The organism is Gammaproteobacteria bacterium (assembly GCA_030949385.1).
Classification (GTDB): Bacteria; Pseudomonadota; Gammaproteobacteria; order JAUZRS01; family JAUZRS01; genus JAUZRS01.
In genome coordinates this window covers 238,469-255,408 of sequence record JAUZSP010000001.1, presented here as the reverse complement: position 1 = coordinate 255,408, position 16,940 = coordinate 238,469, and the positions used below count along the sequence as shown (strand labels likewise).

Below are 16,940 nucleotides of genomic sequence, written 5' to 3'. Positions count from 1 at the left end.
TATTCGGCAGACAAGAAATGAATTTCTGCTACTATGGTTGGTCTTATATGGACTGTATTCCCCTTTTTTGGATGACAAACAGATTTTATCACCTATGTTAAACAGCCTCTTTTTTGCTCTGACTTTTTTTTCTGTATCGCTTTTCCCCTCTTCATTGATAGCAGCCAATATTACCCTTGAAAAGAGCATTAGTTCTGCTGCTGGTACGCCGATTTTCTCTTACCTTGCTGGATTGAGTGCCACAGCGGACGGTGAGCTGTACGGCGTTGATTCGTTATTGGGTCAGGTAATGAGCTTGTCGAGTGAGGGCTGGCAAGGATTTGATAGCAGCCACAAGGGGCTTAAATTTCAGAGTCCATTTTTGGCTGGTATAGCTCATCTGGATGAGGGGCGTCTGGTGGTCAGCGACAGCCTCAGCGGGACTCTGGCTCTGTTGGATGCGGAGGGTAAAATAACGGCTTTTTTGGCGGGGAAAGGTTCGCAGCAGGGGCGTTTAAACAAACCAAAAGGGTTGTTTTTTTCGCATAACCGTCGTCTCTATGTGGCGGAAATGGGAGCGGGTCGTGTGTCGGTCTTTGGTGCTGACGGGGTGTTTTTGCATAGTTTTGGTGATAAAAAATCAGGGCGTTCCACGACGTATTTGAAGGCACCTGAACAGGTGTTTGTGGATGCTCAAGAACGTGTTTTTGTATTGGAGACAGCGGACTCAGGTCGCATTATGATTTACGCCCACGACGGTGCTTTTTTACAGCAGCTGAGTGCCGCCGATGTTTCGACCATCGTCACAGATCAAGTGTCACTTTCGGCCATTGCACTGGATCAGCAGGGTGTGTTGTACGTGGCAGATAATCGCAACGGTCGAGTGTATCAACTGGATTGGCAGCAGAAAAAACTGCTGAATCGTTTTGGCAGCAAAGGTAATTTACGCGGGCAATTTAGTAAAATAACCGCGCTGCTGGCGCTGCCCGATCAGCGTTTGGCGGTGGCGGACAGCGGCAATCATAAAATTGAAATTTTTCATCTCAATGGTTCTCTTCCCCAGCAGCCAAAAGAGCGTCGTTTGGCTACGTTGCAGCAGGCTGGAGTTGATTTTATCCGTTGTCAATTTGCGTATCGACTAAAAAACAATGAACAGCTTTGTGTGGCGGACAAAAACGGTCACAGTTACCGTTTGAGCCGCGAGGGTAAAAAAACAGAGTTTGAGGGACAGTTGCAACAGGTTGCTGGGGTGGCGATCAGTGCTGTGGATATTGTTATCACGGCTGCCAACAGCGTTAAGGTGTATCGGCACGATGGCCATTTGCGTTTTAGTTTGGGCCGTACCGGCAGTCAGGATGGTTCATTTAATCAGCCCCGTGGTGTGGCGCTGAAAAATGACCGGCTTTATGTGGCGGACAGCGGCAATGCTCGGCTGCAAATTTTTTCTCAGGATGGGGTGTTTATCGACAAGATCAGTGCGGTTGATTTTGACGATGATGTAATGGGTAAACCGGTGGCGGTGGCGTTGGATTCACAGAATCGAATTTATGTGGCCGATGAGGGCAGTGGTCAAATTTTAGTCTTTAGCCCAGAGCATAAATTACTCCATCGTTTGAATGAAAATCAAACATTAGCACGTCCTTTTGAGCATTTTTATGATTTGGCCATTGATTCGCAAGATCGACTCTATGTTTTGGCGGCCAGCAGTGACAATGATTACAGTGTGCGTATCTTTCAAGGCCTGCAACCGCTGTTCAGTTTTGGCTCGGCAGCGGAGTTTACCCCAGGTTTTAAACAGGCGCGCAATTTGAGCTTCTATCCCAGTGAAAAAACCGAAATTGGCCTTTATGACAGCGGTTGGGGGCGTTTGTTTCGTTTTGCTTATCGACAAGTGCCAGACAAAGTTATGGGGTTGAAAATTCGGGGCCAGAAAAAAGGCAGTTATTTGAGCTGGTCATCGGTGTCAAGTCCGTTTGTGGATCATTATCGTGTTTATGTTGCTGAGAAAGAGGGCGGCCCTTTTCGCCTGTTACATGAGATAAAAGAAAACCATACTTACATCGAACATACGCAGAGTGGCGCACTCTATTATCAAGTCAGTGCAGTGAGTGATTACGGTCGAGAGGGGGCGCTTTCAACGGCGCAAGAGGATCTTTTTCGTGCGGCTTTCCGTGCGTATCAACTGCGCAATTACAGACAAGCGATCCATTTTTTTTCCCGTCTCCAGCTTTTTTATGAAGATGACCCGCAGACTCTGCTGCTGCTGGGCAAAAGTCTGTTGGCCTTGGGGCGCAGCAAAGAGGCGCAGCTCTATTTTTCTTTGTTGGCCGAGGTGGATGAACATCGTGCGGAAGGCTTACGTTTGAAGCTGGAGGCGCTTTACCAAGGTGGGCAGGATCTGCGTGCTCAGCGGGTTGTAAAGCAGTTGATTGCCGCTAAATTGGCCGATGAACCGACCTATTTGCGTTGCGCGCGGATCAGTTTACGTCTGAGTGACGCAATTGGGGCGGTGAACTGTCTGGAGAGCCTATTGGCCGAACAGAAAAAACACGCCGAAGCGCATTTTTTATTGGGGCAAGCGTATCTGAAATTGGGTCTCCAGAAAAAAGCTCTGACGGCGTTTGATACCGCAGTCAAACTGGATCGAGGCGACAGCGCCATTCGTTATCGTTCTGCTTTGGTTTTACAGGGGTTGGGCAAACATCGACGTGCCATCCGTTATTTGCAAGAGGCCAAAGCCTTGGCCGATCAGGAGGGCGATATTTTAATGGCCTTGGCAGAGAGTTATTTGGCGCTGAAAAAATACGCCAAGGTGCGTCACATTGCTCTCTCGTTGTTGGCTGAAGATCGTTATCTCAGCCATGGTCATTATTTGTTGGGCTTGATTGCGGTGGCGCAAAACAACCCCGATGAGGCGTTGCTGGCCTTTAATAAAGCCACCCACGCCGATGATCAAAACGCGCCAGCGTGGTTGGCGTTGGCAGAACTGTATAAAAAACGTCTGGAGCCAAAAAAGGTGTTGCATGGGCTGCAAAAAGCGTTATCTGCGAATCCTAATTCGTTTGCTGCTGCATGGGGGTTAGGCGAACAGGCGTTGGCGGCAAAAAATTACCCTTTGGCACTGGAGAGTCTCGGTCGGGCAGCGGTTTTGCAGGCGGATCACCGTCAAGTCCATTTTCGTTTGGCCAGCGCATTTTACCATTTAGATCGTTTGCAAGAGGCTCTGCCACAGGCCTTGGAGGCAAAACGTCTCTTGCCTGACTCGGTGGAGGTGTTGCACTTGCTGGCTGAGATCACTCATGAACAGGGAAAAAGCGGTGAGGCGATACGCTACCTAAAACAGGCGATTAAACGGCAACCGGCCAATGAAATTGTGCAGGTGGCGCTGGCTGAGTTGTATATTGAAAATAACCTGTATGAAAAAGCCGAACCGTTGCTGCAAAAAGCGCTGCTTTTGGCTGCGAAGAAAGCGCCGATTTATCTTTTGATGGCAAACATGTTCAGTCAACGTCGCCTGTTTGAGCGTGCCATTGCCGCTCTGGATAAGGCGGTGGCCATTGCGCCTACGGCTGAAAACAGATTACTGCTGGAGTCGGCCTACGCCAATAAAAAACAGTCGATGCAGTTTAAATCCAATGCACCGCAGGTGGTGTTTGAAGACCTGCGTTTGAATACACTCTTTTCCGTGGCTTACAAGCAATACGCCACCGAGCCGGTGGGGACGATCCGGCTGCGCAACACCGGTGGCAGCAGTTACGCCAATCTCAAGCTCAGTTTTGAGATCAAGGGTTATATGGATTTCCCTTCACTGCAAGAGATTGGCAGCTTGAAAGCCAACAGCAGTTTGAATCTCTCTTTGTACGCTGCCTTGAATAACCGAGTGTTGCAGATTGACGAAGATACCGGGGTGCAGGTGGAGGTCAAGTTGCTGTTTGTGCGCGACGGTCGAGAGCAGAGCATCAGCCTGACTCAGCCGGTGACCCTGTACGGAAAAAATGCCATTTTGTGGCAACGTGCCAATATGGTGGGCTCTTTTGTGACTCCCAAAGATGAGGTGTTGCATAACTTTGTCCGCCAGGTGATCAATGAGCATCGCCCTAAACCAGGGCCACTGAACGCCAATATGGTCACTGCGATGACCCTGTTTGATGCCTTTGCCGCGCAAGGACTTCGGTACGTGCAAGACCCCAACAGCCCTTATTCAAAAGTGCAGCGGGATCAGGTGGATTACGTTCAATTTGCCCGTGAAACCTTGCATCTAAAAAGTGGCGATTGCGATGATCTGTCGGTGCTGCTCAGTGCATCACTGGAAAACCTCGGTATTGAAACGGCTTTTTTGGATGTGCCTGGGCATCTGTTAATGATGTTCAATACAGGCTTGGCGCAACAAGATCGAAATCGGATCAGCGCCCAAAATGAGCTGTTGGTGATCTACCAAGATCAAGTTTGGATTCCTCTGGAAGCGACCATGATTGCCACTTCGTTTAGTGAAGCGTGGACGGAAGGCGCGGCAAAATATCAGCATTTTCAGGCGCAGAATAAACTCAAGGTGATTGCCCTTAAAAAGGCATGGCAACGCTATCAGCCGGTGACCTTGCAACCGGCGTCTTTTGAGCTGAAGGTGGCCGATTCACAGGCGCTGCGGTTGCGAGTGCAGCGTGAACAGCGTTTGCTGTTGGAAAAAAGCCTTGAACGTGAGTTGAAACCTTATCAAGCGCTGTTGGCCAGCCGACCAAATGACGCAAAACGCTTAATGCAGACGGTGATTTTATACGCCCGTTATGGTCTTTATGATCGTGCGCATCGGGTTTTGGATGAGTTGGAAAAGAGAGGGACGAATGGCGCACTGTACAACAATCGCGCTAACCTCTTTTTTGCTCAAGGGGATTTTGAGCAAGCCTTAGAACATTACCGTTATGCCGAAGGTCTGTTGAACGATGATGCGGGCATTAAGGTCAATATGGCCATGAGCCATTACCGTTTGGGTGATCTGCGTCAGGCGCGCTTGAAGTTTGAACAAGCGGTCTTGTTGCAACCGGCCACACCGCAGTCGTTCGCCGCCTTTGATAAGCTGTTGCAATAGTGCGATGGGGATCATGGATAACTTCGCTCGGTTTTTGTACTCTTTTAAGGAAATGATAAGGGTCTACGGAGGGACTCTCGGTGAACCATGAGAGGTCGATTATGACGTTATTACAATGCAGTGTTGCGGCACTGTTGATTACAGCCAGCGGTGTTTCTCTGGCGGCTAAGGAGGCTTCATCGCCTTTTGTTATCGCTCAGTCGCAACAAGAATCAGAATTAAAAACGCTGTTTTATCAGGTGTGGCAACATCTGAGCAGTTACAACCCCAGAAAGCGTGATCGCAGCTCAACAACGGTAACGGCTGTGACCGGTACCCGTGGTGCGCAAAGTACCGTGTCGATCATGCAGCCGGTTTGGAAGCAGGATTTGAGCAGCGACAACCAATTTGTGGCGCAGCAGCAGAGTTTGAACCGAGTGCAGCGCTTGGTTGAGGCGCAGCGTTTGCAACAGGCCAAACAGGTGTTGCAGAGCTTTATGCACGATTACCCCAACGGTGAGTTGTTGCCCAACGCGACCTTTGCTCTGGGTTTGGTTTATGCGGGGTTGGGTCAGTCAAAAGAGAGTCGGCAGCAGTTGCAGCGTTTTATCAGCACAACTCCCAAACACCCGCTGGTTGCGGATGCTCGACAGGTGATTTCGGCCTTGTAGGGGCAGAATCCATTTCTGTCCCTAATAATTCCGCACCTGTTTCATCAATAACGAAACGCCAACTGTAACGCGCTGCCGATTTCAGTGCGGTTGCTGTTGGCGGTGATGGCCAGATCCAAATGGACTCCAAAAGGCGACAGACCCAGACCCGCTGAGAAGGTGTTGCGGTCGCTGTTGACCAGATCGAAGCGGTAACCCATGCGCCACTGCGCCCATCTCCAAGAGTCTATTTCAGCACCGACCCCAATAAACTGGCTGGCATCTTCAAAAGCAATCGCATCGTTGCGAGTCAAATCCATATCAACGGCGACCATCACCCAATCAGCCGCACGGTAGGCGGCTCCCACACGCAGTTGAGGGTTGAGTGTGACTTCATTGCCAAGGCCGGAGCGATAGGTTTGTGGCAAAATATTTTTTAGAATGGCACCGACTTCAACGCTGTTGTTCTTGATTTTGACTGTTTTACTGATGCCGATGTCAGCATTAAAATTTTCGGTGGTGGTGATGTAATCACTGACCAGAAAGGGGGTGTTTGCCAGATCAATATCGGCGGTAAAATCAAACAGCTCTGCGGTGACGTATTTGGGCGTGATGCCCACATTGAGATCGTATTGTGGAAAATAATGTGCGAAAGAGAGGCTGACTTCCAGTAAGTTTAAGCCTCGTGCGTTGGCGCTGGAGGTGATGCCATTGGTGCTGTCCAGAGGATCAAAGGTAACTTGGCCGTTGTTGTCGATAAAATTAAGGCTGGGTTGGTTGCAAAGTGTTTGCGTATTGAGCGCTTGTTGCAGGCAGCTGGCAAGGGTATTGATGTCTTCACCGACGTTGCGTAACAAATTTTTATCACGATAAAAACCGATGGCCGAACCAGAAGCCACCGAGCTGATGGAGAACGCGCTGCCGTTTTCCATTCCTGGTAGGGCAAAACCAATATTAATGCCGGTTTCGGCTTGCAAGGGTTTGTCGCTGAGGCTGTTGAGTTTGTTGGATAAGGTTCTCACTGCCCGTTCTATCTTTTTTAAGCTGTTAATGGTTTGAGCGGGAGTGATCGAGGTCAAGCTGTTGTTGTAACTCGCAATGTCGTTGCTGAGACGGTTGACCAGATCTTGATCCCAAAAATCCTGTGCTGCATCGGCAAGGTTGTCTCTGTCGGTCACACGGCCACCAAGGGTGGGCAGATTGAGGGAAAAATCATCAACGTTATTGGCCAGCAGAGCAGGGTTGAAGTTGGTTGCGTGATTGCTGTGCGAGCTGGCCACACCGACGCCCCCCATCGCCATGGAGCGTGGGTCGTAGTTACTGAAGGGGGTGGCGTAAGCCTGTCCAATGCTCATAAGAGCGCCGAGCAGGATCACTTTTTTTACCGCGTGTGTGTACATAATCTGACCTGTTTTTTGAGATGACGGAAGAAGTGACTCATATTGATGTGGCAAAGTGCCAGCAACTTAGATTCCAAGTTGAGTTGAGACAAGAAATTAATTGTGATCTGGAAGTCTAACTTAGCTGTTTAAAAACGACAATTTTTCAGGCGGTTTTGTAGGTGACCGAGTTCACAAGATGGGGTGTTGATGCGGTTTGATCTGTAAATAGATCAGCCTCCAGTGAGACCAGAGGCTTTGAGTCAAGACATCAACGGATGTTGATGTCTTTTGTTTGCGGTTTATTTCGCTGTAATACCCAGCGCCTTTAGGGTTTCAATGTTGAGGTATTTATCGACGGGTAATTTATTATCCCGTTGAAAATTGTTTACCGCCGCCATTGTTAATGTACCGATGTCGCCATCAATAGGGCCTGGGTTGTAACCGGCGTCTTGTAATGCCGTTTGTACAGAGCTGATGCGATCCACGGTCATATTGGTTTCACAGAGAATGGTACGCCATTCCATAAAACCTTCTTTGTCCAGTTCGTTAACCGCTACATTTTCATATTCCGCTGGAATTTTGATGCGCTTCTCTTCCGGTTTGCGGATGACTTTGCGCACTTTCATGCTGGCGTATTCTGCGGGGATCTCAATGACGCGGGTGGTGGCGGGGATTTTAACCACTTTGCGTTTTATGGTCTTGGTGATTTCTGGAATTTGCGTTAAGCAGATTTTGGTGCCGGTGCGTGTGTGGGTGGGCTCCTCTAAGTTGTGTACTTCATGCCAAACAAACTCGGGGCCAGAGAGTTTTTTGGTCACATCCACCGAGCTGAATTTAGCTGGAACTTCTGTTTTGATCTCTTTGGCAGCGACGGCCAATTCGCGTACTTTAACGGTTTTATATTGAGCGGGGATCTCAATCACTTCCGTATGCGCAGGAGATTTTAGGATACGTTTGCGAATGGTTTTATAGGTGGCGGGGATTTCAACCAGACACATGATTTCACCGGTGGTTTCGTCAATGCGTTGAATTGGACCGGTGCCTTTTTTCCAAGTGGTGTGAGCGGGTTTATCCACCATTTTTTCTTCCAACCACTCGTATTCAGCCGGAATATCTTTGAGCTTGAAGGTGGCTTCTTTAACCAACACCTGTTTTTCCACATGGCGATATTCAGCGGGAGCGGCGGCCAAAGTGATGGTGGCTTCGCTGATTTTGACCTGTTTGGCTTCGGTGCTGTATTTGGCGGGATGATAATGTTCATGGAAACATTCGTCAGGCTGAGCGCTGTCCAGATCAATGCCATAGGTTTTGGCGGTGGCGAGCAGTTCGCTGCTGGCGGGGCTGGAGGCTTTTTTCAGACCGGTTTTCCAGATGCGAGCGGCTTCTTGTACCACCACAATTTCTTCTTCGATGCCGAAAACCGCAGGGATGGTTTCCAACTTGCCGGAGGCCTCTTTGACCAGAATTTGTTCTTCTGCCCACTGGTATTCACCAGGGGTGATTTCGACTCGTTCGCTCTCTTCTTTTACCACCAAGACATTGGTGACGGTGCGGTATTTTGCCGGTACCCAGACGCGGGCATAACATTCGCCAGCAACGGCTTGGGTGGGCAGCAAGGGTGAAGCGGAGGCGCTTGAATGTGCTGCTGCGGGTGAGGCGTTAGCGATGGCCAGACGACTTTTATAGGAGGAGATCTGCTGATCTTTTTCCTGTAAGGCGGCTTCTTTTGCAGCCAGCTCGGATTTCAGCTTGCGATTTTCCGTATCGTTGATGGCTAGGGCGTTACCACTCTCATTGGTGGTACTGCACCCTGATGCTGTCAAGATCATCAGCCCAAGGGCAAGATGGCTTAAAGCGAATTTTTTCATTATGGGATCTCTCTTTAAAATAGACTAGGACGTTGCCCAGCAGCGCCGTGCAAACAAGGGTTTGGACACAAAAAGGGCGGTCGCTGAAACAGCATAAGACGGTGGATAACCTCTATCACAGGCGTGAGTTTTATTGTTTTTGAGCTTATGTTGCTCAAATACTCAGTTAAGTCTGTGTTAAGCGGTGACCTATGGTAAGTGAGGTGGCGTTTAATTTCCAGATAATACTTTCTATATGCAGATGTCGTGAATAGGGAACAAGGTTGAGATGTTGGGCTGCCTCTGCCTCTTGAGCCTCTTTTCTGCTACCCTTATGCCTTTTTTAGGCTCTCTCCGACAGCATGGCTCGAACGCGCGTTAAAATTTGTGGGTTAACTCAAGTGGAGCAGGCGGTTTTGATTGCCAACGCAGGGGTGGATGCCATCGGTTTGGTTTTTTATCCGCCCAGTCCGCGTCACATTGAGGTGGCTCAAGCACGTACCTTGGTGGCAGCACTGCCGCCGTTTGTGACCACGGTGGCGCTGTTTATGGATGCCGCTGCGACAGAGGTGCAACGAATATTAAACGGCGTTGCCATAGATCTGTTGCAGTTTCACGGTGAGGAGTCGGCGACGTTTTGCGCCTCTTTTGGCCGACCTTATATCAAGTCAGTGCCGATGGGAGAGAGCCAAGATGTGGCTGCTTATGCGGCGCGTTATGCCGATGCCGCTGGGTTATTGCTGGACAGCAACGCGCTGGGCGTGGCCGGTGGCAGTGGTGAGAGCTTTGACTGGCAGCGAATGCCACAAGATGTGCCTATGCCCTTGATTTTGGCTGGTGGCTTGAGGCCAGATAACGTGGCTGAAGCGATTGCCATCGCCGCTCCCTACGGAGTGGATGTGAGCAGCGGTGTGGAACGAGATAAGGGGGTCAAAGACCCCGCATTAATGTTGCGATTTATAGATGAGGTGAACGGTGTCGAAAACAAAACCCGCTGAATGTACGTTGGAGGCCTTGGCGAACGCGCCAGATGAGTCCGGTCATTTTGGCCCTTACGGCGGCATTTTTGTTGCCGAAACGTTGATGGAACCGTTGCAGGCGCTGCGTGATGCTTACGAAGAGGCGCAGCAAGATCCCGAATTTCAACGCAAGCTGGCGTGGGAGCTGAAACATTTTGTCGGTCGCCCCAGCCCGCTTTATTACGCTCAGCGTTGGAGTGAGCGTTTGGGCGGCGCTAAGATTTATTTAAAACGGGAAGATCTAAACCACACCGGCGCGCACAAGGTCAACAACACCGTGGGTCAGGCGCTGTTGGCCAAACGCATGGGCAAAAAGCGCGTCATTGCTGAAACCGGTGCCGGTCAGCACGGTGTCGCCACGGCCACCGTGGCGGCGCGTTTGGGCATGGAGTGCGTGGTTTACATGGGCGCTACGGATGTGGCACGTCAAGCGATCAATGTTTATCGGATGCGTTTGTTGGGGGCAACGGTGATTCCGGTGGAGTCTGGCTCTAAAACCCTCAAAGATGCGCTTAACGAAGCGATGCGCGATTGGGTTACGAATGTGGACAGCACCTTTTACATCATCGGCACGGTGGCAGGTCCGCACCCTTATCCGGCGATGGTGCGTGATTTTCAGAAGGTCTTGGGTGAAGAGGCGCGGGCGCAGATGTTGGAGATCGAAGGCCGTTTGCCCGATCAGCTGGTGGCCTGTGTCGGTGGTGGTTCTAACGCGATGGGGCTGTTTTACCCTTTTATCAAAGATGAGTCGGTGGGCATGGTGGGTGTTGAAGCGGCCGGTCACGGTTTGGATTCCGGTCGTCATGCTGCGCCACTCTGTGCCGGAAAGCCGGGGGTGTTGCACGGCAATCGCACCTATTTAATGGAAGATGCCAACGGCCAGATCATTGAAACCCACTCCATCTCTGCGGGGCTGGATTACCCTGGAGTGGGACCGGAACACGCTTGGTTAAAAGACTGCGGTCGTGTTGAGTATGTGGCGATTGACGACACCGAGGCTTTGGATGCCTTTCATGATCTGACTCGAACCGAGGGCATTATGCCTGCGTTGGAATCCAGTCACGCGCTGGCACAGGCGAAAAAAATGGCACCGAGCATGAGCCGTGATGAGATTATTTTGGTCAATCTTTCTGGTCGTGGTGATAAAGACATTCACACCGTGGCGGAGCTGGAGGGGATCACCGTATGAGTCGGATTGAGACGAGGTTCTCTGCTTTGAAAGCAGAAGGGCGCAAAGCGTTGATTCCCTTTGTTACCGCAGGTGATCCAACGCCTACAACCACGGTGCCGTTGATGCACGAGTTGGTTAAAGCCGGTGCCAGTGTGCTGGAGTTGGGGGTGCCGTTTTCCGATCCGATGGCCGATGGGACGGTGATTCAACTGGCCTGTGAGCGTGCTTTGGAACACGGTACCAGCTTGAATGATGTATTGGCGATGGTGGCGGAGTTTCGTCAGCAAGACCAGCAAACCCCCGTGGTTTTGATGGGCTATCTGAATCCGGTGGAAGTGATGGGGTACGAGACGTTTGCCAACGCCGCTGCCAAAGCCGGTGTGGATGGGGTTTTGACCGTCGATCTGCCACCGGAGGAAGGTGCAGAGTTGAGCGCGGCGTTTAAAGCGGTGGGGATTGATCTAATTTACCTCATTGCCCCCACCACCTCCTTGGCGCGCGCGCAACGGATCTGCGCACAGGCCAGCGGCTTTGTGTATTATGTCTCCCTGAAGGGCGTTACCGGTTCGGCCAGCTTGGATGTGGCAGCGGTGGAGCAGCGTTTGAATGCCATTCGCACCGTCAGTGATTTGCCACTGGGAGTGGGTTTTGGCATCAGCGATGCGCCCATGGCGGCCAAGATGGCGACCATTGCCGATGGGGTGGTGGTGGGCAGTGCGCTGGTTAAGCGCATTGCCGATAATCGTGATGATCCGCAGGCGCTGTTGTCGCAAGCGGCGGATTTGATCGCAGGTATGCGTAAGGCAATGGATGATGTCTAAAGGGCTTGTATTACATGAACAACAAAACGGTGAGCCAAGCTCACCCTACAGTCTGAGGTATCCATGAGCTGGTTTGAAAAGTTAATCCCGTCTCGGATTCGTACCGAGGCAACCCAAAAAGGCGCGGTTCCCGAAGGGGTCTGGACCAAGTGTCCCTCTTGCAGCAGCGTGCTTTATCGTGCGGAGCTGGAACGCAATATGGATGTGTGCCCAAAGTGCAATCATCACATGCGCATCGGTGCGCGGATGCGCTTGAATCACTTTCTTGATGCGGAAGAGCGTCTGGAAATTGGTCAAAATTTGCATCCCGTGGATGCGCTTAAATTTCGGGACAGTAAAAAATACAAAGATCGCATCAGCATTGCACAGAAAAAAACCGGTGAAAGTGATGCTTTGATTGTGATCAAAGGCAGCGTTGAAGGGGTACCGGTGGTGGCTGCTGCTTTTGAGTTTGCTTTTATGGGCGGTTCAATGGGCTCGGTGGTGGGTGCGCGCTTTTTGAAGGCGGTGGAAATGTGCATTGTGGAGAACATTCCACTGGTCTGTTTCTCTGCCAGTGGCGGAGCGCGGATGCAAGAGGCGCTGTTTTCGTTAATGCAGATGGCCAAAACCAGTGCGGCGCTGAACAAATTAGCCAAACGGGGATTGCCTTATATTTCGGTACTGACCGATCCAACGATGGGTGGGGTTTCTGCCAGCTTTGCCATGTTGGGTGACATTCATGTGGCGGAACCGAAAGCCTTGATCGGTTTTGCAGGGCCGCGAGTGATTGAGCAAACGGTGCGTGAAACCTTGCCCGAGGGCTTTCAGCGCAGCGAATTTTTGCAAGAGCACGGTGCCATTGATCTGATCGTGGATCGGCGTGACATGCGCAATCGCATCGCTTCTCTGTTGGCAATCATGACTCACAGAGCGGCACTGTAAACTCGTCTTTTAATGATTGATAAAAAACACCCTGTCTTGTGCATTCAAGACAGGGTGTTTTTGTTTGTTGTGTAGGAAGTATGACATGCGCTTTAATTCTTTACCCGCGTGGCTGAACTGGCAAGAGCAGCTCCACCCCAGTGACATTGAGCTGGGTTTGGCGCGGGTCAAAGAGGTTGCGGCTCGACTGCGTCTGCTGTCGCCAAAAAGTCAGGTGATTACCGTGGCAGGTACCAATGGCAAGGGTTCTTCTGTGGCGATGCTGGAGCGCATTTTGTCGACAGCAGGGTATTCTGTTGGGGTGTACAGTTCACCGCATTTTTTACGCTACAACGAACGCATTCGTATCAATGAACGTGAGGCCAGTGATGCGCAGATCTGCGCGGCTTTTGCGGCCATTGATACGGCTCGTGCCGAGGTCTCTCTGACCTATTTTGAGTTTGCTACTTTGGCGGCTCTGTGGCTGTTTTCCGAGGCGAAGCTGGATGTTTGGGTGTTGGAAGTGGGTTTGGGTGGGCGTTTGGATGCAGTCAATATCCTTGATGCCGACTGTGCTTTGTTGACTTCCGTGGCGCTGGATCACCAAGATTGGTTGGGCTGTGATCGTGAGAGCATTGGGCTGGAAAAAGCCGGTGTTTTTCGGGCAGAAAAACCGGCGGTGTGTGCGGATGTCGAACCACCGAAGTCCGTTTTGGCTTACGCAACAGAGCTGGAGTGCGAGCTGTTGTGTGTAGATCAAGATTACAGCTTTGAGTTTCAAGAGAATGATTGGAACTGGCAAGGCTCGAACGTTGCCTTAATGGGGTTGCCTAAACCGGCTTTGCAAGGTGTATTTCAATTGGCCAATGCGGCGGCGGTTGTACAGGTTTTGCAAACGTTCTCTGCTACACTGCCGATCCCGCGCAGCGCCTTGGATGAGGGTTTGCAGAGCGTTCGGTTGCAGGGGCGGTTGCAGCGCTTGAATGGCGAGATTGAGACCTATTTGGATGTGGCACACAACCCAGCGGCTGCGACGGTGTTGGCAGCCGAATTGGCGGCTTTGCCTCATGAGGGCAAAACCACGGCAGTGCTGGGTATGCTGGATGATAAAGATGTGGCGGGGGTGATAACAGCATTGCAGGCGGAGGTTGATCACTGGGTAGTCACTTCTTTGCCGTCGCCACGAGGTTTGAGTGCTGAGCGGTTGGCGGAGAGAATTAAGTCCGTTGACGGACAAGCAAAGGTTACCTTAGTGAAGAATGTCGTGGCTGGTTATGACATTGCCGTCGCTTCTGCTCAAAGCAGGGATCGAATTGTGGTACTGGGGTCTTTTTTGACCGTGGCGGCTCTATTGAGAGCAGAATTGAAATGAAACGTAAGTTGATGGAGCAATTTTAGTGGATCTTTCTTTAAAACAGCGCTTGCTCGGGGCATCTGTCTTGGTGGCCTTGGCGGTGATTTTTTTGCCGCTGTTGTTTGATGGTGCGGGGCAAAGGGCGAAGAGAGAGCTGGATATTCAGATTCCGCCGCCGCCGCCGGTGCCGGTGTCACGGTTGAAAATTCCTCAGCCGCCGCTGGAGGTGGTTGAGAGTTTGCCTGTGGTGGTCACTCCAGTGGTTAAAGTGGAGCCGACATTGAGCCAGAAAAAACCACAGACGACAACGGCAGTGAGACAACCAGTGGGCAAAGTGGAGTCTAAAAAAGCTGATTTGCTCAGCTGGGTGTTGCAAGTCGGCAGTTATAAAGAGCGTAAAAATGCTCAGAATGCACGCGATAAATTGAAAAAAATGGTTAATTATCATGCTTTTATTGAAGAGGCTAATGGTAATTCGGGTCGAGTTTATCGTGTTCGTGTCGGTCCGCTGAGAAGCCGTGTTAAGGCCGATGCGCTACGGCAGACGTTACAGAAAAAAGAGGGTGTGAAGGCGATTGTATTGCGACATCATTAGGGTTTTTGTCCGTTCGGCTGCTAGAATGCGGCACTTTATCAAGTGCTGCCAAGATTTTAGGGATATAAACTATGTTGACCGGTGTGGATATCGCCATTATCGCCATTATCGTGGTATCAAGTCTGATCAGTTTGGTTCGAGGGTTTGTTAAAGAGGCGATTTCTTTAGTGACCTGGAGTTTGGCTTTTTGGGTGGCGGTGACCTTTTCTGCCAGTATGGAAATGTTATTGCCTGAATCGATTCGCATGCCGAGTTTGCGTTTGGCGCTCAGTTTTGCAGCGCTCTTTTTTATGACTCTGCTGGTGGGGGGGTTGGTGAACTATTTTATCAGCAGTTTGGTTGATCAAACCGGACTGAATGGCACAGATCGTACTTTAGGTATGGTGTTTGGCATTATGCGAGGTTCGCTTATTGTGGCTATTTTGGTCTTGCTGGCAGGTTTAACGCCGTTGCCGCAAGACCCTTGGTGGCAAGAGGCGCAGTTGATTAAACATTTTGAAGTGATTGCTGTTTGGATTAAAGAGTATATACCTCAACACGTTGCAGATAATTTTGTCCATACGTAAATATTAAGGCCGTGTTTTTTTGCACTGTCTTAACTGTTTTTTAAACATCCAAATAAATAGTCAGAGGGAAACGCGATGTGCGGAATCTTCGGTATCGTCGGGCAAGGCCCCGTAAACAAGACCTTGTATGACGGTTTGCTGTTGTTGCAACACCGAGGGCAGGATGCGGCGGGTATCGCCACCTGTTTTGAAGGCCGAGTCTATATGCGTAAAGCGTTGGGGTTGGTGAGTGATGTATTTCGCAGCAAACACATGCTGCGTTTAAAGGGCAATATGGGCATTGCCCATGTGCGTTACCCCACCGCTGGCAACTCCTCTCCCGCTGAGGCGCAACCGTTTTACGTTAATTCACCTTATGGCATTGCCATGGGACACAACGGCAATCTGACCAACGCCGAAGAGCTGAAAAAGCAGTTGTTTGAAGACGACCTACGCCATATCAATACCAACTCTGATTCTGAGGTGCTGTTGAATGTGTTTGCCCATGAATTACACAGTCGGGTGAAATCGCCACAACTCTCTGCCGAGGCTATTTTTGGCGCGGTGGAGGCGGTGCATTTGCGTTGCAAAGGCGGTTATGCGGTGATTTCCATGATCGTGGGGCATGGCATTTTGGGGTTTCGTGATCCCTTCGGCATTCGGCTCATGGTGATCGGTAAACGCGAAGACATGGCCGGTACCGAGTATATGATTGCTTCGGAAAGTGTGGCGATTCGAGCGTTGGGTTTTGAGGTGGTGCGTGATGTGGAACCAGGTGAAGCGGTTTACATTGAAGAGAACGGCACCATGCATACTCGTCAGTGTGCTAAAAATCCTCAATACGCCCCTTGTATTTTTGAGTACGTCTATTTTTCCCGTCCCGATTCGGTAATGGACGGTACTTCGGTTTATCAGTCGCGCTTGAATATGGGCAAAACCTTGGCAGCGAAAATTCTGCGTGAGTTTAAGGATCATGACATTGATGTGGTGATCCCAATCCCCGATACCAGTCGCACTTCGGCAATGGAATTGGCTTACCATTTGGGGGTGAAATACCGTGAGGGGTTTATTAAAAACCGTTACATCGGTCGCACCTTTATTATGCCTGGGCAAAAATTACGCAAAAAAATCCGTGCGCCAAAAACTGAATCCGATTGATTCGGAATTTGAAGGCAAAAATGTGCTGTTGGTGGACGATTCCATTGTGCGTGGTACCACCTCGGGTCAGATTGTGCAGATGGCGCGTCAAGCAGGGGCGAATAAAGTCTATATGGCGTCAGCAGCGCCACCGGTACGTTACCCAAATGTGTACGGCATTGATATGCCTGCGGTAGATGAGTTGATTGCCCATGATCGAACCGTGAGTGAGATTTGTGAGGTGATTGGCGCTGATTGGCTGATTTATCAGGATTTAGAAGATTTGATTGAATCGGTCAGTTCTGCGAGTGATCACCTCAAGCAGTTTGAAACCTGCTGTTTTACCGGTGAATACGTCACCGGTGATGTCAGCCCTGAGTATCTTCAACAGCTGGAGCTGTTGCGTGCGGACAAAGTTAAATCGGGTGCAAGCAGTAATATTTCTCAAGACGTTGCTATTGCTCAGAGCGAATAA

General features: G+C 50.5%; 11 protein-coding genes and 1 pseudogene. 10 read left to right on the top strand and 2 right to left on the bottom strand.

Going from position 1 to position 16,940, the window contains the following annotated elements; genetic code table 11:
• Positions 1-94: 94 nt before the first annotated feature.
• Both Q9O24_01150 and Q9O24_01145 read left to right on the top strand, forming a co-directional pair.
• On the top strand, positions 95-5,062 hold the full coding sequence (locus Q9O24_01150; protein ID MDQ7073780.1) for a tetratricopeptide repeat protein: 4,968 nt from the start codon (positions 95-97) through the stop codon (positions 5,060-5,062).
• Positions 5,063-5,163: 101 nt separating this feature from the next.
• Positions 5,164-5,712: a hypothetical protein gene (locus tag Q9O24_01145; protein ID MDQ7073779.1), complete on the top strand. Its 549-nt coding sequence runs from the start codon at positions 5,164-5,166 to the stop codon at positions 5,710-5,712.
• Between the two features lie 44 nt (positions 5,713-5,756).
• On the opposite strand, the gene traF is transcribed toward Q9O24_01145, so the two are convergent.
• Positions 5,757-7,046 (bottom strand): conjugal transfer protein TraF, encoded by a 1,290-nt coding sequence (gene traF, locus Q9O24_01140; GenBank protein ID MDQ7073778.1) that lies wholly within the window; start codon positions 7,044-7,046, stop codon positions 5,757-5,759.
• 326 nt (positions 7,047-7,372) lie between these two features.
• Positions 7,373-8,941 (bottom strand): peptidoglycan-binding domain-containing protein, encoded by a 1,569-nt coding sequence (locus Q9O24_01135; GenBank protein MDQ7073777.1) that lies wholly within the window; start codon positions 8,939-8,941, stop codon positions 7,373-7,375.
• Between the two features lie 341 nt (positions 8,942-9,282).
• On the opposite strand from Q9O24_01135, the gene Q9O24_01130 reads away from it, so the two are divergent.
• The 8 genes and pseudogenes from Q9O24_01130 to purF all read left to right on the top strand — a co-directional run bounded on the left by Q9O24_01130 (position 9,283) and on the right by purF (position 16,940).
• Positions 9,283-9,918 (top strand): phosphoribosylanthranilate isomerase, encoded by a 636-nt coding sequence (locus tag Q9O24_01130; protein MDQ7073776.1) that lies wholly within the window; start codon positions 9,283-9,285, stop codon positions 9,916-9,918.
• 16 nt (positions 9,919-9,934) lie between these two features.
• Positions 9,935-11,128: a tryptophan synthase subunit beta gene (trpB, locus tag Q9O24_01125; protein ID MDQ7073775.1), complete on the top strand. Its 1,194-nt coding sequence runs from the start codon at positions 9,935-9,937 to the stop codon at positions 11,126-11,128.
• Positions 11,125-11,931, top strand: a complete 807-nt coding sequence (trpA, locus tag Q9O24_01120; GenBank protein MDQ7073774.1) for a tryptophan synthase subunit alpha — start codon at positions 11,125-11,127, stop codon at positions 11,929-11,931. Before trpB ends, trpA begins: the two co-directional genes overlap by 4 nt.
• A gap of 63 nt (positions 11,932-11,994) precedes the next feature.
• Positions 11,995-12,855, top strand: a complete 861-nt coding sequence (gene accD / locus Q9O24_01115; protein ID MDQ7073773.1) for an acetyl-CoA carboxylase, carboxyltransferase subunit beta — start codon at positions 11,995-11,997, stop codon at positions 12,853-12,855.
• An 85-nt stretch (positions 12,856-12,940) separates the two neighbouring features.
• Positions 12,941-14,206 carry a bifunctional tetrahydrofolate synthase/dihydrofolate synthase gene (gene folC, locus Q9O24_01110; GenBank protein MDQ7073772.1) on the top strand — a complete coding sequence of 422 codons (1,266 nt, stop codon included), beginning with the start codon at positions 12,941-12,943 and terminating at the stop codon, positions 14,204-14,206.
• Between the two features lie 25 nt (positions 14,207-14,231).
• Positions 14,232-14,783: an SPOR domain-containing protein gene (locus Q9O24_01105; protein ID MDQ7073771.1), complete on the top strand. Its 552-nt coding sequence runs from the start codon at positions 14,232-14,234 to the stop codon at positions 14,781-14,783.
• 74 nt (positions 14,784-14,857) lie between these two features.
• A complete protein-coding gene (locus Q9O24_01100) occupies positions 14,858-15,349 on the top strand; it encodes a CvpA family protein (protein ID MDQ7073770.1) in 492 nt (163 codons plus the stop codon).
• A gap of 75 nt (positions 15,350-15,424) precedes the next feature.
• A pseudogene (gene purF / locus Q9O24_01095) lies at positions 15,425-16,940 on the top strand (amidophosphoribosyltransferase).

What these genes read in the sequence shown, in the direction of transcription:
- Q9O24_01130 (MDQ7073776.1), top strand. Translation starts at nt 9,283, where the DNA reads ATGGCTCGAACGCGCGTTAAAATTTGTGGGTTAACTCAAGTGGAGCAG.
- accD (MDQ7073773.1), top strand. Translation starts at nt 11,995, where the DNA reads ATGAGCTGGTTTGAAAAGTTAATCCCGTCTCGGATTCGTACCGAGGCA.
- traF (MDQ7073778.1), bottom strand. Translation starts at nt 7,046, where the DNA reads ATGAGCATTGGACAGGCTTACGCCACCCCCTTCAGTAACTACGACCCA.
- Q9O24_01135 (MDQ7073777.1), bottom strand. Translation starts at nt 8,941, where the DNA reads ATGAAAAAATTCGCTTTAAGCCATCTTGCCCTTGGGCTGATGATCTTG.
- Q9O24_01150 (MDQ7073780.1), top strand. Translation starts at nt 95, where the DNA reads ATGTTAAACAGCCTCTTTTTTGCTCTGACTTTTTTTTCTGTATCGCTT.
- folC (MDQ7073772.1), top strand. Translation starts at nt 12,941, where the DNA reads ATGCGCTTTAATTCTTTACCCGCGTGGCTGAACTGGCAAGAGCAGCTC.
- trpA (MDQ7073774.1), top strand. Translation starts at nt 11,125, where the DNA reads ATGAGTCGGATTGAGACGAGGTTCTCTGCTTTGAAAGCAGAAGGGCGC.
- Q9O24_01145 (MDQ7073779.1), top strand. Translation starts at nt 5,164, where the DNA reads ATGACGTTATTACAATGCAGTGTTGCGGCACTGTTGATTACAGCCAGC.